A 25,009-nucleotide genomic window follows, 5' to 3' on the forward strand; every position below is an offset into this window, starting at 1 on the left:
CTCCCCTTTGAAAAAATTGCCCATTGCCTTGGTCGATTTCGGACGTCGTGCGTTTATCCCCTGAGATCAACGCACCAAAGGAGACCATCATGGCCAAGACGTTTGACCTTTCCGACTTCTCCGAAGACGAACTGACCGCCCTGATCGATGAAGCAACCAGCCTGCGCGACACCCAACGCAGCAGCAAGGCCCGTGAACTTCCGAAGGCGGCCGATGGCTCGAAGGGCCAGGACGTGCATGATCCCAATCACGGCGTCATCACCACGCCGACGCCGCGCGAGGTGAAGGAAGAAGGTCCGGCTCACGGCGCAACCGCCTGAACGAACCATCCCCCATTCAAATGATTTACGTCAGCCCGCCCGCCGCGCTCATGTGAGGGCGGCTGCGGGCTTGCGGTTGGTGAGGTAGACGCCGGCCACCGCGATGAACGTTCCGATGATCATCGGCAGCGTCAGGGTCTCATCGAAAAACAGCCAGGCTTGCACGGCGGCAAGTGGCGGCACCAGGTAGATCAGCGATGCGGCGCGTGACACCTGTCCTCTTTGGATAAGATAGAGCAGCAGGATGATCGCCCCCATGGACAGGCCCAACACCGCCCATCCCAAGGCGGCGAAAAGTTGGACGCTCCAGACGACGCGCATATCCTCCAGAAGAAGCGCGGCCGGAAGGGTGACGATCAGTGCACCGATATATTGCAGGGCAGCTGTCGAACGGATGTCTCCCTCCTGCAAATGCCGCTTCTGGTAGATGGTGCCATAGGTAACCGCCGCCATGCCGATGACATTGACGACGACCGGAAAGAGGTGGATCGGCGTTGCCCCGGTGTCGATCGCCAGGACCTTGGGCAGGACCGCGAGGCCGATACCGAGAAAGCCGAGAACCAGCCCGATCTTCTGCTGGCCCGACAGGTTTTCACCCAGCAAGGCCGGAGCGACGGCGGCCGTCATCAGCGGCTGCAGCCCTGCAATGATGCCGGAGATCGCCGCCGGCACGCCCTGCCCGATGCACCACCAGACGGCGCCGAGATAAAGGCCGTGCAGAAAGATGCCCGACACGATCGCATGCCCGGCCGCCGTCCAGGTCTTCGGCCATGCCGCGCCGGTCACAACGCAGAAGCCGATGAACAGCAGCGTCGCCACGAGGTAACGCAGCACCAGGAATGTCAGCGGATCGGCGTAGAGATCCGCATACTTCGCGATCACCCATCCGGTCGACCAGAGCATGACGAAAATGGCCGGGGCCAGGCGGTCGAGGGTCATATGGGGTTCCTGATAGGGTATCGTGATCGGAGACTGCGATAGAGCGCCCGCCGTTGATGGTCAAAACAAAATTCCTGATATTTATCTTCACGGGCCGGCAGGATAACCGCCCATAAAACAGGCAAAAATGATGCCTCTAACGGACACTGGCTTTCGCGTTCAAGGACATACGACGTACTTCGCGGAAAATCCCCTCGACCTGCAGCATAAGTCGGCAGAAAGGTCGATCTTGGCTCAAAAAAGCGGCGATCTTACACCGGAATTTCTTTTGCCCTGAAACGTGCATGGTTCTTGCATTGCCCCTGTTGTTGTACTCAAATAACAAAAAAGGGGATCACACCGTTGGCATTTGACGAAATGATGAATGCGGACAATAGCCCGCGCCAGCCTTACTCGACTTATAATGATTGGTACGCCAGCCAGGACCGGGCCCGCCTGATTGCAAAATCAAAAGACGCCGAGAATATCTTCCGCAAGACGGGCATCACTTTCGCGGTCTACGGACACGCAGACAGCGCCGAAAAGCTTATCCCCTTCGACCTGATACCGCGCATCATCTCCGGGCGCGAATGGCGCAAGCTGGCACAGGGCATCGAACAGCGGGTTATCGCGCTGAATGCCTTTCTCGACGACATCTACCACAAGCAGGAAATCATCAAGGCCGGCCGCGTCCCCCGCGAACTGATCGAGCGCAATGTCGCCTTCCTGCCGCAGATGATCGGCTTCCGTCCGCCGGGCGGTGTCTATACCCATATCGTCGGCACGGACATCGTGCGCACCGGCGAAGACCAGTTCTACGTCCTGGAAGACAATGCCCGCACGCCGTCCGGTGTCAGCTACATGCTGGAAAACCGTGAGACGATGATGCAGATGTTCCCGGAACTCTTCCATCAGAACCGTGTGCGCCCGGTCGAGAACTATCCCTACCTTTTGCGCCACAGTCTCGCCTCGCTTGCGCCTCCCGGCTGCGAAGGCAAGCCGCGCGTCGCCGTGCTGACGCCCGGCATCTACAATTCCGCCTATTACGAACACGCCTTCCTCGCCGACATGATGGGCGTCGAACTCGTCGAAGGATCGGATCTTCGCGTCATCGACGGCAAGGTGAAGATGCGCACCACGCGCGGCTATGAGGCGATCGACGTGCTCTACCGCCGCGTCGACGACGACTATCTGGATCCGCTGACATTCAAGCCGGAATCGGCTCTCGGCATTCCCGGCATCATGGATGTCTACCGCGCTGGCAACGTCACCATCGCCAACGCACCAGGCACCGGCATCTGCGACGACAAGGCGATCTATTCCTACATGCCGGAAATCGTCGAGTTCTACACAGGCCGCAAGGCCCTGCTCGAGAACGTGCCGACATGGCGCTGTTCGGAGGCCGGCAGCCTGAAATACGTTCTCGAAAACCTCGCCGACCTCGTCGTCAAGGAAGTACACGGGTCCGGCGGCTACGGCATGCTGGTCGGGCCGACAGCCTCGAAAAAGGAACGGGCGCTGTTTGCCGAAAAGCTCAAGGCGCGTCCGGCCAACTATATCGCCCAGCCGACACTTTCTCTTTCGACAGTGCCGATCCTCGTCAACAAGGGCATCGCTCCACGCCATGTGGATCTGCGCCCTTATGTCCTCGTCTCAGACAAGGTGCAGATCATACCGGGTGGACTGACCCGCGTGGCCCTGAAGGCCGGCTCGCTGGTGGTGAATTCCAGCCAGGGCGGTGGCACCAAGGATACCTGGGTTCTGGAGGACTGATACGAGATGCTTGGAAGAACCGCCAACGGCCTCTACTGGATGTTCCGCTACATCGAGCGCGCCGAAAACAGCGCTCGCCTGATCGATGCCGGCCTGCGCATGTCGCTGACGCGCTCGGAAGCGACCGAAGACGACTGGGACGGCGTCCTGCAGAGCTCGGGTGTCCGCGACATCTATGACGATCTCTACGAAAAGCTGACCAGCGCCGACGCCATCGACTTCCTGCTGCGCGACCGCTCCAACCCGTCGAGCGTCATGTCCTGCATCGATGCCGGCCGCAACAATGCCCGCATGGTCCGCACCGCGCTGACGCGTGAAACCTGGGAAGCCACCAACGAATGCTGGCTGGATCTCAAGACCATGATCGCCCGCCGCGTCAAGGCCGCCGACCTGCCGGAAGTGATCGACGCCATCAAGCGCAAGACTGGCCTGATCCGAGGCGCCTTCCACGGAACGATGCTGCGCAACGAGATCTTCAACTTCTCGCGCATCGGCACGTTCATCGAACGGGCCGACAATACGGCGCGCATCCTCGACGTGAAATATTACGTGCTGCTGCCGGCGGTGTCGCAGGTCGGCTCCTCGATCGACAACGTCCAGTGGGAATCGATCCTGCGCTCCGTCTCGGCGCATCGTTCCTATGGCTGGGTCTACGAGGCGGAATACAAGCCGTCGAATATCGCAGACTTCCTGATTCTCAACGGACGCATGCCGCGCTCGCTTGCCTATTGCTACGAGAAGATCGTCAGCAATCTGGGCTATCTCGCGCGCGAATATGGCGAGAGCCATGCGGCCCATGCGACGGCGGAGGAGACCCTCTCCTCGCTGCGCAGCCACTCGATCAAGGATGTGATGGACCAGGGCCTGCACGAATATATCGAGAATTTCATCAGCCACAACAACCGTCTGGGACAGGAAATCTCAGATGGCTACCGGTTCAACTGAGATTCGGATGGGGAGAGACCGATGCGTCTGAAGATCAGCCACACCACCGAATATACCTATGGCGAGCCGGTGCAATATTCGCTGCAGCGCCTGCGCCTGACCCCACTGACGCAGCCGGGGCAGACCGTCATCAGTTGGGAGACATCCGTCGAGGGCGCCAAGATGGAGGTGGGCTATGACGACCACTTCGGCAACCGCGTCAACCTTGTCAGCGTCAATGGCGACCAGACCTCTATCCGCATCATCGCAACCGGCGAGGTCGAGACGGAAGACAAGGCCGGGGTCTACGGCGCCCACCAGGCCTATGCGCCGCTCTGGCTCTACCTGCGCGAAACGCCGCTGACCAGGATGAGCAAGCCGATCCGCAACCTCGCCAAGGCGATGGCCGGCGATACCGACCTTGCCAAGATGCACGCGCTGATGGAAACGATCGCCGACACGGTGGAATACCGGCAAGGCGAAACCGGAACGGAAACAACCGCCGAACAGGCGCTGGTGCAAAAGAGCGGCGTCTGCCAGGACCACGCCCATATCATGATCGCCGCCGCCCGCACGCTCGGCCTGCCCGCCCGCTATGTGTCCGGCTACCTGATGATGGAAGACCAGCCGGAGCAAACGGCAAGCCACGCCTGGGCCGAAGTCCACCTCAATGGTCTCGGCTGGGTGGGGTTCGATGCCGCCAACAAGATGTGCCCGGACGACCGTTATGTCCGGATCGCCTGCGGGTTGGACTATCGCGATGCCGCCCCGATCTCCGGCCTGGTCCACGGTTCCGCGACAGAAGCGCTGAAGGTGGCCGTCACGGTCGAGCAGCAGGGGCAGAGCCAGACCCAGAGCCAGTAACCTACCCGTGAGTCATGACGCAGCGTCAAAGGTGGCGACGTGACCCTTTGCGCCATAATCAAGAATGGCCTGGTCCGCCGTCATCAACGGCACTTGATGAAACCGCGCTGTCGCGACGATGATCCTGTCCGCAGGATCCGGGTGAAATTCTCCGGGGAGCCGGACGCTGCCAATCGATATCTGAGGTTCGAGCGCCGCAAGCGAGATACCCGGCAGCGCCAGCACCCGATCAATCCATCGACCGACATCATCGCCGAGAACAAGCCTCTCTTTCTCGGTCAACATTGCGATCTCCCAAGGCGTGATTGCTGAAATCAGAATGCGGCTGTTGCGCGTGCACTCTTCTATGATTGCACGAGCCTTTTTCCCCAGCCGAACATCATCATGAACGGCCCAGACGAGGACATGGGTATCGAGCAGAATCAACGACCCGCGTCCCAATCGGTGGCGTCGGTTGCCGCGGAGAACGGATTTTCATAGGCAGACACACTTCCCCTCATGGCTCCGATGATGCTTGCAGGTTCAGCAGCGCCTCGAATTGGAGAAACTAGCGCAATCGGAGTTCCCCGTTTGGTAACGACGATCGGTTCGCCATCATTCGCCATTTTCTCGATGAGGTTGAGACAATTGGCCTTGAACTCGGCCGCACCAACAGTCTTTTCACTCATGTCCATATCTCCTGTACAGATGGACATGAATATAATCTCTCATCGTTCCAATGGGAAGACTCTGAGCAACCACTGTCGAGAATACGAAGAGGCGGGGTTCGCACCCCGCCTCTTCGTTCAATTCAGACCTCGCAAAAAGCCGATCAGTGGCTGTCCTTGCCGACAGCGCTACCGCGGCACCCCTTGAGGAAGTCGAGGTCGGCGCCGGTGTCGGCACCCTGGACGTGCTGCTGGTGCAGCCAGGCGTAGCCGGAGGCCGCCAATTCGTGGCTTGGCTTCCACTCGGCCAGGCGACGCGCCATTTCCTCGTCAGAAATGTCGACATGCAGGCGACGATTTGGCACATCCAGTTCGATCATGTCGCCATTCTTGACGACGGCGAGCGGACCGCCGACGGCTGCTTCCGGCGAGGTGTGCAGCACGACGGTGCCGTAGGCAGTGCCGGACATGCGGGCATCGGAGATGCGCACCATGTCGGTGATGCCCTTTTTCAGCACCTTCGGCGGCAGGCCCATATTGCCGACCTCGGCCATGCCGGGATACCCCTTCGGACCACAGTTCTTCATGACCATGACGCAGGTCTCGTCGATATCGAGATCGTCGTCGTTGATCTTGGCCTTGTAGTCGTCGATGTCCTCGAACACCACGGCGCGGCCGCGATGGGTGAGAAGATGCGGCGAAGCGGCCGACGGCTTCAGCACCGCGCCCTTCGGCGCCAGGTTGCCACGCACGACGACGATGCCGCCCGACTGGGTCAGCGCCTTTTCCGCCGGCAGGATGACGTCCTCGTTCCAGTTGACGACGTTCTTGACCTCATCCCAGACGGTCTCGCCGGACACCGTGAGCGCATCCTTGTGCAGGAGGCCGGCCTCGCCGAGACGCTTCAGCACGACCGGCAGACCGCCGGCATAGAAGAATTCTTCCATCAGGTATTTGCCCGATGGCATCAGGTTGACGATCGTCGGCACATCGCGACCACAGCGGTCCCAATCGTCAAGCGTCAGGTCGATGCCGACGCGGCCAGCCATGGCGAGCAGATGGATGACGGCATTGGTCGATCCGCCGATCGCCGCATTGGTACGGATGGCGTTCTCGAAAGCCTGCTTGGTCATGATGTCGGAGGGCTTCAGGTCGTCCTTGACCATCTGCACGATCCGGCGGCCAGTGATTTGCGCCATGACCTTGCGGCGGCTGTCGACGCCGGGAATGGCGGCATTGCCGGACAGGGCCATGCCGAGCGCTTCGGCCATGGAGGCCATGGTGGACGCAGTGCCCATCGTGTTGCAGGTGCCCGAGGAGCGGCTCATCGAGGCTTCCGCCTCAAGGAACTCGTCCTGCGTCATTTCGCCGGCCTTCACCATTTCGGAGAATTTCCACAGATGCGTGCCTGAGCCGACGCGCTCGCCGCGGAAATAGCCGTTCAGCATAGGGCCACCGGTGACGACGATCGACGGCAGGTCAACAGAAGCCGCCGCCATGATCAGCGACGGCGTGGTCTTGTCGCAACCGACCATCAGCACGCAGCCGTCCATCGGCTGGCCGCGGATCGCTTCCTCGATCGAGAGCGCCGCAAGGTTGCGGTACATCATCGCGGTCGGGCGGAATGTGTTTTCGGAAGCCGAGAATACCGGCACTTCCATCGGGAAGCCGCCGGCTTCCCAGATGCCGGCCTTCACCTTTTCAGCCAGCTCACGCAGATGGCCGTTGCAGGGCGTCATATCCGACCAGGTGTTGAGAATGCCGATGACCGGGCGTCCGTCGAACAAGTCGTGCGGATATCCCTGGTTCTTCATCCAGCCGCGGTGATAGATGACGTCACGGCTCGTGCCGCCGTACCATTCCTGCGACCTCAGTCTGCGCGGCCATTCCGCTTTTTTATGCATTGTCCTTGTCCTCTGAACAACCGGACCGGATCGGCCGCCGTGACCGATCCGACCGGAAAACTTACGCCCGCGTGTAGGCTGTCTTGACCACTGTGAAGAACTCGGCCGCATATTTGCCCTGCTCGCGCGAGCCGAAGGAGGAAGCCTTGCGGCCGCCGAACGGGACGTGGAAATCGACGCCGGCGGTCGGCAGGTTGACCATCACCATGCCGGCTTCCGAATTGCGCTTGAAGTGCGTCGCATGCTTCAGGCTCGTCGTCGCGATGCCGGCCGCCAGGCCGAACGGCGTGTCGTTGGCAACGGCCAGCGCCTCTTCGTAATCCTTCACCCGGATCACCGATGCGACCGGGCCGAAGATTTCCTCGCGGCTGATGCGCATCTGGTTGGTGGCTTCGGTAAACAGCGTCGGCTGCAGGAAGAAACCGGGATTGTCGCGCTTGATCGTTTCGCCGCCGAAGGCGAGCTTGGCGCCTTCCTGGCGGCCGATGGCGATATAGTCGGTGTCGGTCGCCAGCTGGCGCTCGTCGACGACCGGGCCGATATGGGTGCCGGCCTTCAGCGGATCATCGACCACCAGCGTTTTCAGCTTCTCGGTCAGCGCCGCCACGAACCTGTCGTGGATGCCTTCGGTAACGATCAGGCGCGAGGACGCGGTGCAGCGCTGGCCGGTCGAGAAGAAGCCGGAATTGGCGGCCGCTTCGACAGCAACCGTCAGGTCGGCATCGTCGAGAACGACCATCGGATTCTTGCCGCCCATTTCCAGCTGGAACTTGCGGTTATGCTCGATGGAGGCGGCTGCGACCCGCTTGCCCGTGCCGGTCGAACCGGTGAACGTGATGCCGGCAAGATCCGGGCTTTCGAGCATGGCTTGCCCCACGACCGAGCCCTTGCCCATGACGAGGTTCAAGACGCCCTTCGGCAGGCCGGCGCGGTGCAGGATGTCGACGATCGCCCAGGAGCAGCCCGGCACCAGTTCGGCCGGCTTGAAGACGATCGTGTTGCCGTAGCAAAGCGCAGGCGCGATCTTCCAGGCGGGAATGGCGATCGGGAAGTTCCACGGCGTGATGATGCCGATGACGCCGATCGGCTCTCGGGTGATCTCGACGCCGATGTTCGGGCGCACGGACGGCAGGACTTCGCCGGCAAGACGCAGCGCCTCGCCTGCGAAGAAATCGAAGATCTGGGCGGCGCGGATGGTTTCGCCGATGGCTTCCGGCAGGGTCTTGCCTTCTTCGCGGGCCAGCAGGCGGCCGAGTTCGTCCTTGCGGGCGAGAATTTCGTCCGATGTCTTCTTCAGGATTGCATGGCGCTCGAGGATGCCCGAGCGTGACCAGGCCGGGAAGGCAGCCTTGGCGGCCGCGATCGCGGTCTTGGCGTCGTCGGCGCTGGCCGTGGCGTAGAGACCGACCACCTCGTTGGTGTTCGACGGGTTGATGTTCTCTACACCGTTGCTGCCGACCCATTCGCCGGCGATCAGGTTATGATGAAGTGTCATGGGCTCAAGGCCTCCTTGGTTTCTGTCCGCGCGTGCCCTCGAGAGCAGCACGCGCCCTGTCAAAAACGGCCGCTCAGAGCTGGCCGATCACGATCTCGTCTTCGCCGGCAAGCGCCAGCGTGTTGCGCAACGGCAGGCCGAAATCGGAAGCCTCGATTTCGAAGATATCGCCGGCCTGCGTCTTGATGCCGTCGCCGAACGATAGCGTCGCCGTCCCGAACATATGGACATGCACATCGCCCGGTGCACGGAAAATTCCGTATTTGAAATGATGATATTCCAGGTTGGCGAAAGTATGGGACATGTTCGCCTCGCCCGACAGGAACGGCTTTTCCCAGAAGACCGCGCCATCACGGATGATGCGCGACGCGCCGCGAATATCGGCAGGCGGTTCGCCGACGCGGATTTCCGGGCCAAAGCTTGCCGGACGCAGCTTCGAATGCGCGAGGTAGAGATAGTTCACCCGCTCGGTGACGTGGTCGGAAAACTCGTTGGCGACGGCAAAGCCGATGCGAAAAGCCGCACCCTTGTCCGAAATGATGTAGATGCCGGCCATTTCAGGCTCTTCGCCACCGTCCTGCGCAAAGGATGGAGAAACGAGGTCGGCGCCCGGCGCGACGGCCTGGCTGCCATTGCCCTTGTAGAACCATTCCGGCTGGACGCCCTTTTCGCCGGGCTTCGGCTTGCCGCCTTCGAGGCCCATCTTGAACATCTTCATCGTGTCCGTGGCGCCTTCCTCGACCTTGGAGACGGCGGCATGCATGGCGTCGCGGGTGGAGGCGGAGCCAAGATGCGTGAGGCCCGTGCCGGTCAGGTGAAGGTGGGCAGCGTCCGGATGCGTGATCGGCGGCAGGAAATTGCCCTTGGCGTAGACGTCCTGGAGATCGATCTCCTCGCCGAGGCCATGCGCGTCAACGACAGCCTTCAGGCTCTTGCCCGAATTCGCCGCTTCCATCGCCAGCGCGTAGACGCTGGCCGCGCCCTTCACGGCGCGGGCGGCCTCACCCAATTCGCGAACGGCAACCGTGATCGAGCCGTCATTGTTCTTCACCTGGGAAATCAGCACAGCTTTGTCCTTTTCTAAATCCGGGCTGTCCGGTTGGCGTCAAGCGGCAGGCTTTCGGCAACGACAACCCCTTGGGAGACACTGCAGGCGCTCCCACACATGGTGGCACGCCACCGTCTCATCATGAATGCGCGGGCCGGGGCGTCATCGCTTCGATATGAACGCAGACGCGCCCCGGTCCTCAATTTGCGCGCCGGCGGATGCCGGCGACGCGGGACGGATCGGAACCGATCAGCCCTTGTTCTTGTTGTAGACGTCGAAGAACACGGCAGCGAGCAGCACCAGGCCCTTGACGAGCTGCTGGTAGTCGATGCCGAGGCCCATGATCGACATGCCGTTGTTCATGACGCCCATGATGAAGGCGCCGATGACCGCACCGGTGATCTTGCCGACGCCGCCGGACGCCGAAGCGCCGCCGATGAAGCAGGCCGCGATGACGTCGAGTTCGAAGCCGACGCCTGCCTTGGGCGTTGCCGAGTTGAGCCGGGCCGCGATGATCATGCCGGCAAGAGCCGCAAGAACGCCCATGTTGACGAAGGTGTAGAAGGTCAGGCGCTCGGTGTTGATACCCGACAGCTTGGCCGCCTTCTCGTTGCCGCCCATCGCATAGATGCGGCGACCGATGGTCGAGCGGGTGGTGACGAACGTATAGAGCGCGATCAGGATGGCCATGACAACGAGGACGTTGGGCAGGCCGCGATAGGTCGACAACTGGAAGCCAAGGAAGATCGCGACCACGGCAATGATGGCCATCTGGGCCGCGAAGAAGGCGAAGGGCTCATTCTCCGTGCCATGCTTGTCGTTCTCCGCGCGATCGCGCAGGCCGAAATAGATGGCGAGAGCAACCAGCGCCAGGACGGCGACCAAGGCAAACATGTTGGTGATCAGGCCAGGAGCCGGGTTCAGGAACCACAGGATATCAGGCACGAAACCGGTGGAAAGGATCTGGAATTCTTTCGGGAACGGGCCTATCGGGCGGTTCTGCAAAACGAGATAGGTGAGGCCGCGGAAGACGAGCATGCCGGCGAGCGTGACGATGAAGGCCGGAATCTTCTGGTAGGCGATCCAGTAACCCTGCGCCGCGCCGATCACGCCGCCAAGGATGAGACACATGGGCACGACCAGCGAATAATGAATGCCCATCTTCACCAGCATGATCGCCGATAGACCGCCGGTCAGAGCGACGATCGATCCGACAGACAGGTCGATATGTCCGGCGACGATGATCAGCAGCATACCCAGCGCCATGATGACGATGAACGAGTTCTGCAGGATCAGGTTGGTGATGTTGACGGGGCGGAACAAGACGCCTCCGGTCACGATCTGGAAGAACACCATGATGACGACGAGGGCGACGAGCAGGCCGTATTCACGGATATTGGCGCGCAGATATTCGCCGACAGACTGGGTGGTTTTGGTTTCGGTGACCATGATTAGTGTTTCTCCCCGGAACGCATGATGGCGCGCATGATTGACTCCTGGCTGGCTTCAGCCCTGGAAAGCTCGGCCACGATGCATCCCTCGTTCATGACGTAGATTCGGTCGCAGGTTCCGAGAAGTTCGGGCATCTCCGACGAGATCATGAGAATGCCTTTGCCCTCTGCAGCAAGCTGGTTGATGATGGTGTAGATTTCATATTTCGCGCCGACGTCGATACCGCGCGTCGGCTCGTCGAGGATCAGGACCTCGGGATTGGTGAACAGCCACTTGGACAGCACGACCTTCTGCTGGTTGCCGCCGGATAGATTGACGGCTTCCTGATAGATCGAGTGCGACCGGATGCGCAGCTTCGTCCGGTAATCGGTCGCAACCGTCCGCTCCTTGCGATCGTCGATGACGCCGGTCGATGACACCGCTTCGAGGTTCGACAGCGTCGTGTTGTGCATGATGTTGTTGCTCAGCACGAGGCCGAGATGCTTGCGGTCTTCGGTCACATAGGCAAGACCGGCATCGATGGCGCGCGGAATGGTGCTGACATCGACCTGCTTGCCGTGCATGAACACGTCGCCAGTGATCCTGTGGCCCCAGGACTTGCCGAAAACGCTCATCGCGGTCTCGGTTCGGCCTGCGCCCATCAGGCCGGCGATACCGACGACTTCGCCGGCCCGCACGGTGAAATTGATGTCATGCAGGAACTGGCGGTCGCGGTGATGCTGGTGGAAGACGTTCCAGTTCTTCACTTCCAGGAGCGTGCCGCCGATCTTCGGGTCACGCGGCGGATAGCGGTCTTCCATGTCGCGACCGACCATGCCCTTGATGATGCGGTCTTCGCTGATATCCTCGTTGTGACAGTCAAGCGTTTCGACGGTGCCGCCATCGCGCAGGATGGTGATCTTGTCGGCGACCTTCTTGATCTCGTTCAGCTTGTGCGAAATGATGATCGAGGTCATGCCCTGCTTGCGGAATTCCATCAGCAGCTTCAGGAGCGCGTCGGAATCGGTTTCGTTGAGCGAGGCGGTCGGCTCGTCGAGGATCAGCAGGCGCACCTTCTTCGACAGCGCCTTGGCGATTTCCACCAGCTGCTGCTTGCCGATCCCGATGTCGGTGATCCGCGCCGTCGGCGGCTCCTTCAGTCCCACCTTCTGCAGCAGCTCCTTGGTGCGCGAGAAGGTGTGTTTCCAGTCGATGACGCCCTTGGTGGCGACTTCATTGCCGAGGAAGATGTTTTCCGCGATCGAGAGCAGCGGCACGAGCGCCAGTTCCTGGTGAATGATGATGATCCCGAGATGTTCGCTGTCGGAAATCGTCGAGAAGTGGCGAACCTCGTTGTCGTAATGAATGTCGCCGTCATAGCTTCCGGCGGGATAAACACCGCTCAAAACCTTCATCAGCGTTGACTTGCCGGCACCATTTTCGCCGACAAGCGCGTGAATCTCACCTTCGCGGACCTTGAGGTTGACGTTGTCGAGCGCCTTGACACCCGGGAACGTCTTGGTGATGCCCCGCATTTCGAGAATGATATTGTCCATGGTCGGGTATTCCTGCGGCAGTCCGTGGATGATGAGGCGAGACGAACCGTCTATACATTGCTCTCATCAAGATAAAAAGGTCCGCGACGAATCGCGGACCCGGGTTGGAAAAGACGGGATCAGTTGTTGATCTGGTCTTCCGTGTAGTAACCGGCGCCGACCAGGATGTCCTTGGCGTTGGTCTTGTCAACGGCAACCGGCTTCAGGAGGTAGGACGGAACAACCTTGACACCGTTGTCGTAGGTCTTGGTGTCGTTCACTTCCGGCTCCTTGCCGCCGAGGATGGCGTCCGTCATGGTGACGGCAACCTTGGCCAGTTCGCGGGTGTCCTTGAAGACGGTCGAGTACTGTTCGTCAGCCAGGATCGACTTGACGGACGGCAGTTCGGCGTCCTGACCGGTGACAACCGGGGTCTTCAGGTCGCCCGAGCCGTAGCCGACGCCCTTCAGAGCCGAGAGAATGCCGATGGAGAGGCCGTCGTAGGGCGACAGAACGCCGTTAACCTGTGCGTCCGTGTAGGTCGAGGAGAGCAGGTTTTCCATGCGGGCCTGAGCAACGGCACCGTCCCAACGCAGCGTACCGACCTGGTCCATGCCCTGCTGGCCGGACTTCACGACGATGTCGCCGCTGTCGATGAGCGGCTGCAGAACCGACATTGCGCCGTCGTAGAAGAAGAAGGCGTTGTTATCGTCCGGCGAGCCGCCGAAGAGTTCAACGTTCCAGGGCTTCACGCCGGCGAAGTTCTTCTTCAGGCCGTCAACCAGGCTGGTTGCCTGCAGAACGCCGACCTGGAAGTTGTCGAACGTCGCGTAGTAATCGACATTGCCGGAATCGCGGATCAGACGGTCGTAGGCGATGACCTTGACGCCAGCTTCGTGGGCCTTTGCCAGGATGTCGGACAGCGTCGTGCCGTCGATGGCGCCGATGATGAGAACCTTGGCACCCTTGGTGACCATGTTTTCGATCTGGGCGAGCTGGTTCGGAATGTCGTCGTCAGCAAACTGCAGGTCCGGGGTGTAGCCGGCTTCCTTGAACAGCTTTTCCATGGTTTCGCCGTCGGAGATCCAGCGGGTCGAGGTCTTGGTCGGCATCGAGATGCCAACGGTGCCCTTGTCCTGAGCGAGCGCCGGAACGACGAACGACGCCACGCTGAGCGCTGCGGCGGCGAGAAGTGAAGTAATCAATTTCATGTATCTCTCCCTGAGTGTTGATCCAGACCAGCATCGGCTCGTCTGGATATGTGCAGCGCTTCGCGTAACCACGAGACCGAAACGATCCATGGCGGAGGTTTAAGGGGTGAAAGAAAGCCCTCCCAGGCCTTACACGCTCCTGAGCACGCTGGCGCACATGGCTGCAAACTGGAATCAAACATCATAACTGTCAAATACAATATAGGTGTATCCGCATAACATTTTTGATATAATAGTAGATAACAGTGTGATTTTTTCACGAAAAAATCTGATTTTTCTCGGAAGGCGGGTAAAATATGGACCATCCGGCGCTACTCTCATCCGTGCCAGTGGATTATTCCGAACGCGGGATCTTTCGATCAGGCTTAAAAATGAGTCACCTCCAGCTGATTCTCGCCATCGAGGACCATGGTCAGATCAGTGCGGCAGCCGATGCGCTGAGCATTTCGCAACCGGCCGCCTCGCGCATGCTGGGCGAAGTCGAAGCTATCCTGAAGGCACCGCTCTGTGCCCGTATCGCGCGCGGCGTCGAACTGACGCAGTACGGCAGGGCACTTGCCCGAAGGGCTCGCACAGTCTTTCTGGAGTTGCGCGAAACCGCACGTGAAATCAACGAGTTGAGGACCGGAAGCGGCGGCTCCGTGTCGCTGGGATCAGTCACCGGACCAGCCGTCAATCTGGCCGTGCCGGCCATCCGCCAGGTATCGACCGCCTATCCCGGAATCGAGATCAGCATTCAGATCGAGAACAGCAATGTGCTGGTGCGTGAACTGCTGTCGGCACGGCACGACTTCGTTATCGGCCGCATTCCCGACGACATGGATCCACGGCAGTTCAACCTGATCGAGATCGGCGAAGAAGACGTCTGCCTGATCGTGCGCGAGGGGCATCCCCTTCTGGAGAAAGGCATCGTCAACCCCGCCGACCTGCCGGGTTACGACTGGGTTTTCCAGCCATCCGGAACCCTGCTGCGGCGCGCGGTCGAAGACAGCTTCCTGTCGGCCGGCACGCCCCTGCCCGCCACGATCATCAACACGTCGTCGATCATCCTGACCATTTCCATCGTCCGCAACACCAATGCGATCGCGCCGGTCGCCAGAGACGTCGCCAACCTGATCGCCAGCAATGGCAGCCAGGCGGGAGAAATCCGCATCCTCCCGACCGACGTCAACATCAAGATCCGGCCTTACAGCCTGATCACCGCCCGCGGCCGCGCCCTGCCGCCCAGCGCCAAGCTGCTCTATGACCTCATCCTGAAACAGAGCACGGCATGATCAGGCCCGCAAAACCTTGATATGCTCAAACTTTTGCCCGAAACGGAGGCGGCCATGTTCGGAATGTCGGTATTCCAGTCGGTGCTGGAGCGATTGAAAACGGAAGAAGACGCGGAAGCCGAAATCCGCGAGGAACAATCCTCTGCCCTTTCCATTCGAGGCCTCAATGCCGGCTTCGTCGGCAATGTCGCATCATCGGCGGGACTGGCGGACAGCGGCGCGGTCCAGCGTGCCTATTTCGACATGGCGGGCGACGACATGCTGGCGCCGCCGAAGCCCCTGCCCGCTCCCGTCATGCCGGACCATCTCAAGCGCGTTCGTCCCGAGGAGATCGCCGCCGATTTGGGCATGACGGAAACCGAGAGCCAGCAGAGCCTCGCCGAAAAACGCCGGACCTTTGCGGCCGGCAACCATCCCGATCGCCATCATCCGGATTTCCGCGCCAATGCCACCATCCGCATGAAGATCGCCAATATGCTGATCGACGAGGCGCAGAGGCGGCTGCGAATCGCCCGCGTCGCCTGATCCCCTCAGGTCGGATCGTCGGGCTTTGCCTCTTCGATCGTTTCCGTCTTGGGCTTGAAGAAAATAATCAGGACGCAGGCCGTATAGGTCGAGACCGCGAGAAAGATCATGCCCCAGGTGTTCTCGCCGTTGTAGAATTCCACCGCCGTCCAGGCCGAGCACGAGATGACGATCAGAAGCCGAACCCAGAGTGGCCGGTAGAACGGGTGGTCCGGGTCAATGAACTTCATCATCATGCAGAAATATCCTCGGTATAAGCCGGACCGTCACGGCCCGGCGTCAGGGCAACAGCTTTATGTCCAAAAAGATGCCCGCCGCAAGGGGACGAAACCTTTAACGGCTTGACGGAGACATTCTGAACGGAATAAATATTCCGAAAATAACATATATCTATTTTTCATTCCGGTTTACATCCGTTGCGGGACAGGAGTCCACGGATGTGCATTGAATGGAATGGACCGGGAGAGAGACCATTAAGCCTGCTGACTTGTCAGGCGCCCAAGACGACCCTGAAACGCAACCATCGCAACCTCTACCCCACAACGCCTGTCCGGAGTGAGCGTCATCACGCCGTCCCTTCGCGGCAACCCGCCGCTCGACAAAAAGAGATGTTACATGACTGTCAGATTTGGTCTTCTCGGCGCCGGCCGCATCGGCAAGGTTCACGCCAAGGCCGTCAGCGGTAATCCGGACGCGGTGCTCGTCGCCGTGGCGGATGCGTTTCCGGACGCGGCCGACGCGATCGCCAGGCAATATGGCTGCGACGTCCGCACGATCGAAGCGATCGAAAAGGCCAGCGATATCGACGCGGTCGTCATCTGCACCCCGACCGACACCCATGCCGACCTGATCGAGCGTTTCGCCCGCGCCGGCAAGGCGATCTTCTGCGAAAAGCCTGTTGATCTCAATGTCGGCCGCGTGCGCGACTGCATGAAGGTTGTCGAGGAAACCAAGGGCAAGCTGATGGTCGGCTTCAACCGCCGCTTCGACCCGCATTTCATGGCGGTGCGCAAGGCGATCGACGAAGGCAAGATCGGTGATGTCGAAATGGTCACCATCATCTCGCGCGACCCCGGCGCTCCGCCGGTCGACTATATCAAGCGGTCGGGCGGTATCTTCCGCGACATGACGATCCACGACTTCGACATGGCCCGCTTCCTGCTCGGCGAAGAACCGGTCATCGTCACCGCGCACGCCGCCGTTCTCGTCGATCCGGAAATCGGCAAGGCCGGCGACTATGACAGCGTTTCCGTCATTCTCGAAACCGCGTCCGGCAAGCAGGCGATCATCTCGAACTCGCGCCGCGCCACCTATGGCTACGACCAGCGCATCGAAGTACACGGCTCGAAGGGCGTCGTCTCGGCCGAAAACCAGCGCGCCGTCTCGATCGAGATCGCCAATGGCGACGGCTATACCCGCCCGCCACTGCACGACTTTTTCATGACCCGCTACACCGAAGCCTATGCCAACGAAATCGCCGGCTTCATCTCCTCGATCGAAAAAGGCACGAAGATCTCGCCCTCCGGTGCCGATGGCCTCGCGGCACTCGTGCTCGCCGATGCGGCCGTCAAATCCGTCACCGAAAAGCGCCAGATCCGTATCGAAGCGTAGTCTAAACTGGAACATCTGTAGAAAGGCCGGGTTTGCCCGGCCTTTCTGTTTGTCAGGCGATATCACTGGCTATCGGAACTGGCCGGAACGCGGCAATGTCGTGGTCCATGTCGGTCAGCGCCCTGTCGAGGTGTCCATCAAAGACCAGCCTTTGCTCGTCGAAAATCACCGAAATCTCCGGACGCCCCTGCAGGCGAACCTCGTGCGACTGCTCCAGCCCCTCATCGATCCCTCGCTGCAGGAGATCGAAATAGCGTGTCCCCGGTCCGGTGATGGATATCGGCATGCGATCGTAAAGACTGAGCAGCCGGGACAGGCCATTGCCGAGTGCGATACCCGCCTGCCGGAAGGCATAACCCGCCATGCGGTTTCCCTGGCGGGCACTCGTTGCGATCTTGTCCATTTCGGCAAGTGGCACGAACTTTGCCGGGATCGTGTCCGGCGGCACCTCGAAGGCGGTGCGCAGGATTCCATAGAACCCGGCGGATGCCTCGATACAGCCGAAGGAGCCACATCGGCACAGGCAGCCATTGGCCGCATGCAGCATATGGCCGAAATTCGGTGCGGTGACTTCCAACTCCCCGAACCTGTCCTTGCGCGCGACGCCAAGCCCGATGCTATGGCCCAGCGACAACGCCGCCAGCGCCCGGAAACCGCCGTTCTGGCTGGCATCCGCCTTCATGCCGAGAGCCTGGGCAACGAGCAATGTTTCGTTGTTCAGGGTCACCTTGGCGCGCCATTCCTGCTCCAGAAGGGCAGCGAAATCGATCTGTTCTCCCCCCAGGACCGGCGACCACAGGAGCCGCTTGCCAGCCGGATCGACTGTCCCCTTGCTGCTGATCGACACAGCAAGAACCTGCGAGCGCTCCAGCCGCGAGCGTTGAACGAGCCGATCGAGCGCATCGAGGAAACCGGCGGCGAAATGGCGTGTTCCGACAAGACCGTGATTGCGCGGTTCTTCGAAACGGTCGATCAGCCGTCCACAATAATCGACCAGCGAATACTGAATGGCATCGGAGGAAATGCGCACGGCTATGAGATACCCGCTGTTGCGGCGCTGGGCGAAAAACACGCGCGGGCGGCCACGGCCGGACGGCGCTTGCTGCTCCGCCTTCTCGATGACGCCGACACGTTCAAGGTCCGCGGTGATGGCCGAAACGGTGGCTGATGCCAGGCCGGTATGTTCGGAAATATCGGTATGAGAGAGCGACCCCAGGCGTCGGAGCGTCGCGAGCACCAGCGCGCTGTTCTGCTGACGCACCAATTCGGTGCTGGATTTTGTCAGCATTGCATATCCCTGTTGCCGCCGAAGATTCCCACGAACATATGCCCCTCTAAAGCATCTGCCGGCTCACCAGAGCTTTTTTAAAGCCTTGTTGACAGCCTTCTAAAACTCTGACATCTATTTTCTCGACTGTCGAGAAAAAACTCTTACCGGTTTTTGCGACAGCATTTGGCTGGCCGGGGGCTGTGCGGGAGGTTCGCATGGACGGCCAGCGGTCACTTGGGAGGACTTCATGAAATCAGTTTTGAAACTGATGGCAGGCGTTGCCATCATTGCATCCTTGCATTCCGTCGCGCACGCCAAGGACCTCGTGGTCGGCGTTTCCTGGTCAAACTTCCAGGAAGAGCGCTGGAAAACCGACGAAGCCGCAATCAAGGCAGCACTCGAAGCATCGGGCGACAAGTACATCTCCGCTGACGCACAGGCATCCGCCGCCAAGCAGCTGACCGACATCGAATCGCTGATCGCCCAGGGCGCGAACGCCATCATCGTTCTGGCCCAGGATTCGGAAGCCATCGGCCCGGCCATCGAAAAGGCCGCCGCTGAAGGCATCCCGGTCGTCGGTTATGACCGCCTGATCGAAAATCCGGCTGCCTACTACATCACCTTCGACAACAAGGAAGTCGGCCGCATGCAGGCCCGCGAAGTGTTCAAGGTGAAGCCGGAAGGCAACTATGTCTTCATCAAGGGCGCATCGACCGATCCGAACGCTGACTTCCTCTTCTCCGGTCAGCTGGAAGTGCTGAAGGAAGCCATGGACGCCGGCAAGATCAAGAACGTCGGTGAAGCCTACACCGACGGCTGGAAGCCTGAAGCTGCCCAGAAGAACATGGAGCAGTTCCTGACCGCCAACGACAACAAAGTCGACGGCGTCGTTTCGTCCAACGACGGCATGGCCGGCGGCGTGGTCGCGGCTCTTGAAGCCCAGGGCCTGGCTGGCTCGGTACCGGTTTCGGGCCAGGACGGCGACAAGGCTGCCCTCAACCGTGTCGCGCTCGGCACGCAGACCGTTTCGGTCTGGAAGGACTCGCGCGAACTCGGCAAGAAGGCCGGCGAAATCGCAGTCGCTCTGGCTGGCGGCGCCGCGATGGATGCAGTCGAAGGTACGGTCAAGTTCGCCGGCGGCCCGAAGGGCGTCGAAATGAACTCGTTCTTCATCGCTCCGCAGCCGATCACCAAGGACAACCTGAACGTCGTCATCGACGCCGGCTGGATCTCCAAGGAAGAAACCTGCCAGGGCGTCAAGGCTGGAACCGTTGCAGTCTGCAACTGATCCGATCCTGACCATGGGCATCTAGGGTCCCTTCAAGAGCGCCGCAACGGCCACCGTTGCGGCGCTTCTCCGATGCGCGGACGCGACCTCGCGCATTCCTTCGACCCATGTTGGTCCAAGGATGGTGCCCAGTGGTACAGTGATAATATGGACAGCAGCCTTGGCGCGGCATCCGGCGCATGGCGCTGTAGAAGACAGCAATAAAGGGGGAGTAATCAGGAAATGGCAAACACCACCATTGCCACACCCGCCAGCAGCACGCTGAAGACGCAAGGCTCTGCCCTGCAGCGTTTCCTGCAGGCGACCGAGATCGATACACGCCTTCTCGGCATGATCGGCGCCCTGCTGATCATCTGGATCGGCTTTCAGATCACCACCGACGGCCTTTTCCTGACGCCGCGCAACCTGTGGAACCTGACGGTCCAGGCTGCATCGGTTTCCGTCATGGCGACCGGCATGGTGCTGGTCATCGTCACACGCAATATCGACCTGTCGGTCGGCTCGATCCTCGGCTTCGTCGGCATGATCATGGCGATCACGCAAGCCAAGATCCTGCCGCCGCTGATCGGCTTCGACAATCCGGCCACCTGGATCATCGCTCTTGCCGTGGGCATCATTCTTGGGACGGCGATCGGCGCCTTTCAGGGATTGATCATCGCCTTTCTCAACGTGCCCGCCTTCATCGTCACCCTCGGCGGCCTGCTTGTCTGGCGTGCCGGCGCGTTCCTGGTCATCAGCGGCGCGACCGTCGCCCCGATGGACACGAAATTCCGCCTGATGGGCGGCGGCGCGGAAGGCTCGATCGGGGCCACGGCGAGCTGGATCGTCGGCGTGCTCGCCTGCCTGATCATCGTCGCCACGATCATCAATTCGCGCAAGCAGCGCAAGCGTTTCGGCTTTCCACTGCGCCCGATATGGGCCGAGTATTTTCTCTCGACGATCGGCTGCATCATGGTGCTGGGGACCGTCTGGGTGCTCAACAGTTATTACATGCCGGTCAATCTCGCCAAGAAATATGCCGAAGCGCATAACATTCCCTGGCCGGAAGGCGGACTGCAAATCCCGCTGGGGATCGCCATCCCGGTCCTGATGGCCGTCGGCATCGCCATTGCCATGAGCTTTCTCACCACCCGCACCCGCTTCGGCCGCTACGTCTTTGCGATCGGCGGCAATCCGGAAGCAGCGGAACTCGCCGGCATCAAGACCCGTTGGGTGACGGTACGCATCTTCGCGCTGATGGGTGCGCTCTGTGCCATCGCCGCGGCGATCTCGACCGCCCGCCTCAACGCCGCAACCAACGCTCAAGGGACGCTCGACGAACTGTACACGATCGCAGCCGCAGTCATCGGCGGCACATCGCTTGCCGGCGGCATGGGCACGATCTCCGGTGCGGTTCTCGGCGCCATCGTCATGCAGTCGCTGCAGTCGGGCATGGTTCTGTTGCGCATCGACACACCGCTGCAAAGCATCGTCATCGGCATCGTACTGGTCATGGCCGTCTGGCTGGACACCGTGTACCGCGGCCGAGCCAAGTAGAGGAGTTCGAACAATGACGGACAAACGCACTCCACTGGTGGAAATGAAGAACATTTCCATCTCCTTCGGCGGTATCCACGCCGTCGACAATGCCTCGGTCGATCTCTATCCGGGAGAAGTCGTGGCTCTGCTTGGCCATAACGGCGCCGGCAAATCGACCCTGATCAAGATTCTCTCGGGCGCCTACAAGCGCGACGCCGGCGAAATCCTGATCAACGGCGAACCGGTCAACATCAGCAACCCGCGCGACGCCAAGGGCTACGGTATCGAGACGATCTACCAGACGCTCGCCGTCGCCGACAATGTCGACGCCGCCGCCAACCTCTATCTCGGCCGCGAACTGCGCACTCCCTGGGGCACGCTCGACGACGTGGCGATGGAAGCCAAGGCCCGCGAAGTCATGGGACGGCTCAACCCGAACTTCCGACGCTTCAAGGAGCCGGTGAAAGCGCTTTCGGGCGGCCAGCGCCAGTCGGTGGCGATTGCCCGCGCCATCCTGTTCGACGCCCGTATCCTGATCATGGACGAGCCGACGGCAGCGCTCGGGCCGCAGGAAACGGCACAGGTCGGCGAACTGATCAAGCAGTTGAAGCGCGAAGGCATCGGCATCTTCCTGATCAGCCACGACATCCACGACGTCTTCGACCTTGCCGACCGCGTGTCGGTGATGAAAAACGGCCAGGTCGTCGGCCACGCCCGCACCGAAGACGTCACCAAGGACGAGGTCCTGGGCATGATCATCCTCGGCAAGGTGCCGCCCAAGGCGATTCCCGGACCGGGAGCGATGCAGACGGCCTGATCGGTCCAAGCCCGAAAATCCAGATGCCGCGCTCCCGGAGCGCGGCATTTTTTATCACCGCGAAAACTCGGGAATTTCCTTGACCCGAAACGCTTTCACCATTGAAGCGCCGCCTCTCCTAGGCTATGAACCGCTCACAGCCTGCTTCGACGCCTAGCCGTCGCGGATGCACCCGTAGCTCAGCTGGATAGAGTACTGCCCTCCGAAGGCAGGGGTCACTGGTTCGAATCCAGTCGGGTGCGCCATTTCAGAACAGAACTATGAACGCCGAACGCCGCCGTTTCTACGCTTGAAGCGGCGACCAGCGTTCGCAGCAATTCCGACTTCGATCCCATGATGCGAACCTCGTCGTCGGCGACCTCGACGCGCTGCGCGAGCGCGCGCAGATGGTCGCGGCGATAACCGCCACTGTTGAGGCGTATCCGTTCACGAGCCTTCCGCGCGAACGCCTTTAGCATATCGGGGCTGACGGCCTGATTGCCTGAACTGTCGAGCGCGAGCTGTGTGCGCTCCGCGTCATCCGTGGCCTGCTCGCGTAACGCCTTGAGTCCCGCCATGCGCTCTTTCGCCATGGCGTCGTCCTTGTCCACCATGCCGGCTTCGATGGCATCATAGAGACGGCCGAGCCGCTGGTCGGTGTCAGTGATTCGCCTGTGAAGCTCGGCCAAATGTTCGCGGCGACGCTCCGTGCGCTCCTGACCGCGGTCGATGACGCTGGCGAGGATGGTTTCCAGCCGCCTGGGCTGGAGCAAGCGATCCCCGATGTGGTCGGCGACAAGACTGTCCAGCTTGTCCATCGGGAGCGTGCGACCCTTGCAGCCGGTGTTGCCCTGCCGCGCCTTGGTCGAGCAGGTATAGTAGCGGTATGTCGCGCCCGCGCTGCCCCGGCCGGTGCGCAGCGTCATTGCGCCCCCGCATTTGGCGCAGAAACAGATGCCGGTCAAAAGTGTGGGGCCGCTCGAAACACGCGCTGGTGTCACCATGGGATTGCGGGATTTCAGGCGGGCTTGCACCGCGTCGAAAATCTCTCGCTCGATCAGGGGCGGCACCGCCATGATGGCGACCTCGCTCTCCGGCTTCTTTTCCCGATCCTTGTGCGAGCGCGTGTTGAACCTGTGCTCGCCAATATAGGTGGTGCGGGTCAGGATGGCGTGGATTTGCGCCAGTCCCCAGCGTCCGCCGTCGCGGGTGAAGAAACGGCGCTCGTTAAGGTACGTAGCGATGGCCTTGACGCCCTTCGCGCCGGACGTGCCGTCACCTTCAAGGAACAGGCGATAGATCAGCCGCACGGTGTCAGCGTGAAGCGGGTCGATCTCCAGCTTCTTCTTGATCTTCGATCCCCGCTGCTCGGCCGCAACGATACGGTAGCCGATGGGCGGACGTGCGCCGTTCCAGAAGCCTTGTCGCGCATTCTCGTTCATGGCCCGCAGGACGTGCTTGGCATTCTCCTTCGACTGGTATTCATCAAACAGCGCCATGATCTGCCGCATCATCTGGTGCATGGGATCGTCGCCCATCTCCTGCGTGATGGAGACGAGTTTGACGCCGTTCTTCGCCAGTTTCCTGACGTAGAATTCCATTTCGAAGTGGTCACGGAAGAAACGCGAGAAGCTATGCACCACGACAATATCGAAGGGTGCGGGTTTTGACGTGCCCGCCTCGATCATGCGTTGGAATTCAGGGCGCTTGTCGTTGGTGGCGGTTGCGCCAGCTTCGACAAAAGTCTCGACCAGTTGCAAGCCCCGAGCCTCGCAATAGGCTTCGCCCTGCCGTTTCTGATCGGGAATGGAAATATCATGCTCGGCCTGACGGGCGGTCGAAACGCGCAGATAGAGCGCGGCGCGAGCGGTGATGGTTGGGCGATGAATGTTCATGAACGGCCTCCCGATGCCTTTTTGGGTTCGGCGCGGACGATCAGGGGCAAGGCCAGTTCTACGCGGTCATGTACGACCTTGGGCGCGAGCTTGCGTCCGTGACCCGGTTCAAACCGCACGAGGCCATAGCTCTCCATCGTTTTCAGAGTGCGGGAGAGATTGGAGCCGGCCCGTCCGGTAAGCTCCGCCAGTTCCTCAAGGGATTCCGGGCCTTTCTCGGCGATGATGCGCAGCAGTTCGCGGTTCCCGGCCGACAGCACCTTGGCAAAGGATTCGGTTGAGGTGAACCACACCTTCGGATCGCCGCGCGCGGGCTTTTCTTCGCCGCGCGCGATCCGCATGGTGCGGGCCTTCATTTCTTCGTAGCCGGCAATCCCGACTTTCAATGTGGTCATAGCGCACCTCGCTCCTTCAACACCGCGTCCACCGCCTGCCAGAAGTCGGCCAGCAGCGTGGCCGCGTCCTCCCAGGCGTAAAGCCTCACGGTCTGGAGGCGGTGCCGGTGATCCATCGGCTCGCCGCGTCTGCCTCGGCCAACCGGATGGGCGTTATCGAAGCCGACCAGCCGCTCGCCCGAAGGCCCGTGAAGCGTGAGCGAGTAATCGATGCCGTGCGGCTTTTCCGGCGAGGCCGGAACGCGGGTGACGACGAACTTCACCCAATGGCCGCCCTCGGGATCGACAAAGAGCATCTGTCCGTCGAGGTCCAGCAGCGTGTCGAGGCTTGGATCACGATCCACGCTCACGTCTTTTTCCTATCAGT

The 25,009-nt window shown here is 60.9% G+C and carries 24 protein-coding genes and 1 tRNA gene; 11 read left to right on the top strand and 14 right to left on the bottom strand.

Annotation, left to right across the window (positions count from 1 at the left end; translation table 11 throughout):
• Positions 1–89: 89 nt before the first annotated feature.
• Positions 90–320: a hypothetical protein gene (locus tag VL202_RS22160; protein ID WP_325466221.1), complete on the top strand. Its 231-nt coding sequence runs from the start codon at positions 90–92 to the stop codon at positions 318–320.
• A 48-nt stretch (positions 321–368) separates the two neighbouring features.
• Here the strand turns inward: VL202_RS22160 and VL202_RS22165 are convergent, their stop codons facing one another.
• Complete coding sequence (locus VL202_RS22165) at positions 369–1,259, bottom strand: DMT family transporter (protein ID WP_325466222.1); 891 nt, start codon at positions 1,257–1,259, stop codon at positions 369–371.
• A 357-nt stretch (positions 1,260–1,616) separates the two neighbouring features.
• Between VL202_RS22165 and VL202_RS22170 the strand changes: the two genes are divergently transcribed.
• From VL202_RS22170 to VL202_RS22180, 3 genes are read left to right on the top strand one after another with little or no spacing between them, the layout of a single operon-like run.
• Positions 1,617–3,011: a circularly permuted type 2 ATP-grasp protein gene (locus VL202_RS22170; protein ID WP_325466246.1), complete on the top strand. Its 1,395-nt coding sequence runs from the start codon at positions 1,617–1,619 to the stop codon at positions 3,009–3,011.
• 6 nt (positions 3,012–3,017) lie between these two features.
• Positions 3,018–3,956, top strand: coding sequence for an alpha-E domain-containing protein (locus VL202_RS22175; RefSeq protein ID WP_325466223.1), 939 nt, complete (start codon positions 3,018–3,020; stop codon positions 3,954–3,956).
• 21 nt (positions 3,957–3,977) lie between these two features.
• Positions 3,978–4,799 (top strand): transglutaminase family protein, encoded by an 822-nt coding sequence (locus tag VL202_RS22180; protein ID WP_325466224.1) that lies wholly within the window; start codon positions 3,978–3,980, stop codon positions 4,797–4,799.
• Positions 4,800–4,811: 12 nt separating this feature from the next.
• Here VL202_RS22180 and VL202_RS22185 read toward each other — a convergent pair whose 3' ends face one another.
• The 8 genes from VL202_RS22185 to chvE form a co-directional block, all read right to left on the bottom strand.
• Positions 4,812–5,225 carry a type II toxin-antitoxin system VapC family toxin gene (locus VL202_RS22185; RefSeq protein WP_325466225.1) on the bottom strand — a complete coding sequence of 138 codons (414 nt, stop codon included), beginning with the start codon at positions 5,223–5,225 and terminating at the stop codon, positions 4,812–4,814.
• Positions 5,222–5,467 (bottom strand): type II toxin-antitoxin system prevent-host-death family antitoxin, encoded by a 246-nt coding sequence (locus VL202_RS22190; RefSeq protein ID WP_325466226.1) that lies wholly within the window; start codon positions 5,465–5,467, stop codon positions 5,222–5,224. Before VL202_RS22190 ends, VL202_RS22185 begins: the two co-directional genes overlap by 4 nt.
• Before the next feature lie 143 nt (positions 5,468–5,610).
• Positions 5,611–7,350: an L-arabinonate dehydratase gene (araD, locus tag VL202_RS22195; RefSeq protein WP_325466227.1), complete on the bottom strand. Its 1,740-nt coding sequence runs from the start codon at positions 7,348–7,350 to the stop codon at positions 5,611–5,613.
• 61 nt (positions 7,351–7,411) lie between these two features.
• Positions 7,412–8,845: an aldehyde dehydrogenase family protein gene (locus VL202_RS22200; protein ID WP_325466228.1), complete on the bottom strand. Its 1,434-nt coding sequence runs from the start codon at positions 8,843–8,845 to the stop codon at positions 7,412–7,414.
• A gap of 73 nt (positions 8,846–8,918) precedes the next feature.
• Positions 8,919–9,911 (bottom strand): AraD1 family protein, encoded by a 993-nt coding sequence (gene araD1 / locus VL202_RS22205; RefSeq protein ID WP_325466229.1) that lies wholly within the window; start codon positions 9,909–9,911, stop codon positions 8,919–8,921.
• A gap of 231 nt (positions 9,912–10,142) precedes the next feature.
• The gene (gene mmsB, locus VL202_RS22210) at positions 10,143–11,342 is read right to left on the bottom strand and encodes a multiple monosaccharide ABC transporter permease (protein ID WP_325466230.1); all 1,200 of its coding nucleotides are present in this window, start codon (positions 11,340–11,342) and stop codon (positions 10,143–10,145) included.
• Positions 11,343–11,344: 2 nt separating this feature from the next.
• A complete protein-coding gene (mmsA, locus tag VL202_RS22215; RefSeq protein ID WP_325466231.1) occupies positions 11,345–12,880 on the bottom strand; it encodes a multiple monosaccharide ABC transporter ATP-binding protein in 1,536 nt (511 codons plus the stop codon).
• Between the two features lie 119 nt (positions 12,881–12,999).
• Positions 13,000–14,070 carry a multiple monosaccharide ABC transporter substrate-binding protein gene (chvE, locus tag VL202_RS22220; RefSeq protein ID WP_325466232.1) on the bottom strand — a complete coding sequence of 357 codons (1,071 nt, stop codon included), beginning with the start codon at positions 14,068–14,070 and terminating at the stop codon, positions 13,000–13,002.
• 296 nt (positions 14,071–14,366) lie between these two features.
• Here chvE and VL202_RS22225 point away from each other — a divergent pair, with 296 nt between their 5' ends.
• Both VL202_RS22225 and VL202_RS22230 read left to right on the top strand, forming a co-directional pair.
• Positions 14,367–15,344 carry a LysR family transcriptional regulator gene (locus tag VL202_RS22225; protein ID WP_325466233.1) on the top strand — a complete coding sequence of 326 codons (978 nt, stop codon included), beginning with the start codon at positions 14,367–14,369 and terminating at the stop codon, positions 15,342–15,344.
• Between the two features lie 54 nt (positions 15,345–15,398).
• A complete protein-coding gene (locus tag VL202_RS22230) occupies positions 15,399–15,869 on the top strand; it encodes a hypothetical protein (RefSeq protein ID WP_325466234.1) in 471 nt (156 codons plus the stop codon).
• 5 nt (positions 15,870–15,874) lie between these two features.
• On the opposite strand, the gene VL202_RS22235 is transcribed toward VL202_RS22230, so the two are convergent.
• Positions 15,875–16,102, bottom strand: coding sequence for a hypothetical protein (locus VL202_RS22235; protein ID WP_325466247.1), 228 nt, complete (start codon positions 16,100–16,102; stop codon positions 15,875–15,877).
• Between the two features lie 382 nt (positions 16,103–16,484).
• On the opposite strand from VL202_RS22235, the gene iolG reads away from it, so the two are divergent.
• Positions 16,485–17,480, top strand: a complete 996-nt coding sequence (gene iolG, locus VL202_RS22240; RefSeq protein WP_325466235.1) for an inositol 2-dehydrogenase — start codon at positions 16,485–16,487, stop codon at positions 17,478–17,480.
• Between the two features lie 52 nt (positions 17,481–17,532).
• On the opposite strand, the gene VL202_RS22245 is transcribed toward iolG, so the two are convergent.
• On the bottom strand, positions 17,533–18,768 hold the full coding sequence (locus VL202_RS22245; protein WP_325466236.1) for an ROK family transcriptional regulator: 1,236 nt from the start codon (positions 18,766–18,768) through the stop codon (positions 17,533–17,535).
• A gap of 229 nt (positions 18,769–18,997) precedes the next feature.
• On the opposite strand from VL202_RS22245, the gene xylF reads away from it, so the two are divergent.
• From xylF to VL202_RS22265, 4 genes are all read left to right on the top strand, one after another.
• A complete protein-coding gene (gene xylF, locus VL202_RS22250) occupies positions 18,998–20,038 on the top strand; it encodes a D-xylose ABC transporter substrate-binding protein (RefSeq protein WP_325466237.1) in 1,041 nt (346 codons plus the stop codon).
• A 222-nt stretch (positions 20,039–20,260) separates the two neighbouring features.
• Positions 20,261–21,574, top strand: coding sequence for a sugar ABC transporter permease (locus tag VL202_RS22255; protein WP_325466238.1), 1,314 nt, complete (start codon positions 20,261–20,263; stop codon positions 21,572–21,574).
• 13 nt (positions 21,575–21,587) lie between these two features.
• Positions 21,588–22,373 (top strand): ATP-binding cassette domain-containing protein, encoded by a 786-nt coding sequence (locus VL202_RS22260; RefSeq protein WP_325466239.1) that lies wholly within the window; start codon positions 21,588–21,590, stop codon positions 22,371–22,373.
• Positions 22,374–22,541: 168 nt separating this feature from the next.
• Positions 22,542–22,618 (top strand) — tRNA-Arg (locus tag VL202_RS22265).
• On the opposite strand, the gene VL202_RS22270 is transcribed toward VL202_RS22265, so the two are convergent.
• From VL202_RS22270 to VL202_RS22280, 3 genes are read right to left on the bottom strand one after another with little or no spacing between them, the layout of a single operon-like run.
• Positions 22,589–24,247 carry a recombinase family protein gene (locus VL202_RS22270; RefSeq protein ID WP_325466240.1) on the bottom strand — a complete coding sequence of 553 codons (1,659 nt, stop codon included), beginning with the start codon at positions 24,245–24,247 and terminating at the stop codon, positions 22,589–22,591. The genes VL202_RS22265 and VL202_RS22270 overlap by 30 nt on opposite strands.
• On the bottom strand, positions 24,244–24,642 hold the full coding sequence (locus VL202_RS22275; RefSeq protein ID WP_325466241.1) for a helix-turn-helix domain-containing protein: 399 nt from the start codon (positions 24,640–24,642) through the stop codon (positions 24,244–24,246). The genes VL202_RS22270 and VL202_RS22275 overlap by 4 nt, the downstream gene beginning before the upstream one ends.
• Positions 24,639–24,992, bottom strand: a complete 354-nt coding sequence (locus tag VL202_RS22280; protein WP_325466242.1) for a toxin-antitoxin system TumE family protein — start codon at positions 24,990–24,992, stop codon at positions 24,639–24,641. Before VL202_RS22280 ends, VL202_RS22275 begins: the two co-directional genes overlap by 4 nt.
• Positions 24,993–25,009 lie beyond the last annotated feature (17 nt).

It is taken from the genome of Pararhizobium sp. (assembly GCF_035497515.1).
GTDB lineage: Bacteria > Pseudomonadota > Alphaproteobacteria > Rhizobiales > Rhizobiaceae > Pararhizobium.

What these genes read in the sequence shown, in the direction of transcription:
- VL202_RS22160 (WP_325466221.1), top strand. Translation starts at nt 90, where the DNA reads ATGGCCAAGACGTTTGACCTTTCCGACTTCTCCGAAGACGAACTGACC.
- VL202_RS22165 (WP_325466222.1), bottom strand. Translation starts at nt 1,259, where the DNA reads ATGACCCTCGACCGCCTGGCCCCGGCCATTTTCGTCATGCTCTGGTCG.
- VL202_RS22170 (WP_325466246.1), top strand. Translation starts at nt 1,617, where the DNA reads ATGATGAATGCGGACAATAGCCCGCGCCAGCCTTACTCGACTTATAAT.
- VL202_RS22175 (WP_325466223.1), top strand. Translation starts at nt 3,018, where the DNA reads ATGCTTGGAAGAACCGCCAACGGCCTCTACTGGATGTTCCGCTACATC.
- VL202_RS22180 (WP_325466224.1), top strand. Translation starts at nt 3,978, where the DNA reads ATGCGTCTGAAGATCAGCCACACCACCGAATATACCTATGGCGAGCCG.
- VL202_RS22190 (WP_325466226.1), bottom strand. Translation starts at nt 5,467, where the DNA reads ATGAGTGAAAAGACTGTTGGTGCGGCCGAGTTCAAGGCCAATTGTCTC.
- araD (WP_325466227.1), bottom strand. Translation starts at nt 7,350, where the DNA reads ATGCATAAAAAAGCGGAATGGCCGCGCAGACTGAGGTCGCAGGAATGG.
- VL202_RS22200 (WP_325466228.1), bottom strand. Translation starts at nt 8,845, where the DNA reads ATGACACTTCATCATAACCTGATCGCCGGCGAATGGGTCGGCAGCAAC.
- mmsB (WP_325466230.1), bottom strand. Translation starts at nt 11,342, where the DNA reads ATGGTCACCGAAACCAAAACCACCCAGTCTGTCGGCGAATATCTGCGC.
- mmsA (WP_325466231.1), bottom strand. Translation starts at nt 12,880, where the DNA reads ATGGACAATATCATTCTCGAAATGCGGGGCATCACCAAGACGTTCCCG.
- chvE (WP_325466232.1), bottom strand. Translation starts at nt 14,070, where the DNA reads ATGAAATTGATTACTTCACTTCTCGCCGCCGCAGCGCTCAGCGTGGCG.
- VL202_RS22225 (WP_325466233.1), top strand. Translation starts at nt 14,367, where the DNA reads ATGGACCATCCGGCGCTACTCTCATCCGTGCCAGTGGATTATTCCGAA.
- VL202_RS22230 (WP_325466234.1), top strand. Translation starts at nt 15,399, where the DNA reads ATGTTCGGAATGTCGGTATTCCAGTCGGTGCTGGAGCGATTGAAAACG.
- VL202_RS22235 (WP_325466247.1), bottom strand. Translation starts at nt 16,102, where the DNA reads ATGATGAAGTTCATTGACCCGGACCACCCGTTCTACCGGCCACTCTGG.
- iolG (WP_325466235.1), top strand. Translation starts at nt 16,485, where the DNA reads ATGACTGTCAGATTTGGTCTTCTCGGCGCCGGCCGCATCGGCAAGGTT.
- VL202_RS22245 (WP_325466236.1), bottom strand. Translation starts at nt 18,768, where the DNA reads ATGCTGACAAAATCCAGCACCGAATTGGTGCGTCAGCAGAACAGCGCG.
- xylF (WP_325466237.1), top strand. Translation starts at nt 18,998, where the DNA reads ATGAAATCAGTTTTGAAACTGATGGCAGGCGTTGCCATCATTGCATCC.
- VL202_RS22255 (WP_325466238.1), top strand. Translation starts at nt 20,261, where the DNA reads ATGGCAAACACCACCATTGCCACACCCGCCAGCAGCACGCTGAAGACG.
- VL202_RS22260 (WP_325466239.1), top strand. Translation starts at nt 21,588, where the DNA reads ATGACGGACAAACGCACTCCACTGGTGGAAATGAAGAACATTTCCATC.
- VL202_RS22270 (WP_325466240.1), bottom strand. Translation starts at nt 24,247, where the DNA reads ATGAACATTCATCGCCCAACCATCACCGCTCGCGCCGCGCTCTATCTG.
- VL202_RS22275 (WP_325466241.1), bottom strand. Translation starts at nt 24,642, where the DNA reads ATGACCACATTGAAAGTCGGGATTGCCGGCTACGAAGAAATGAAGGCC.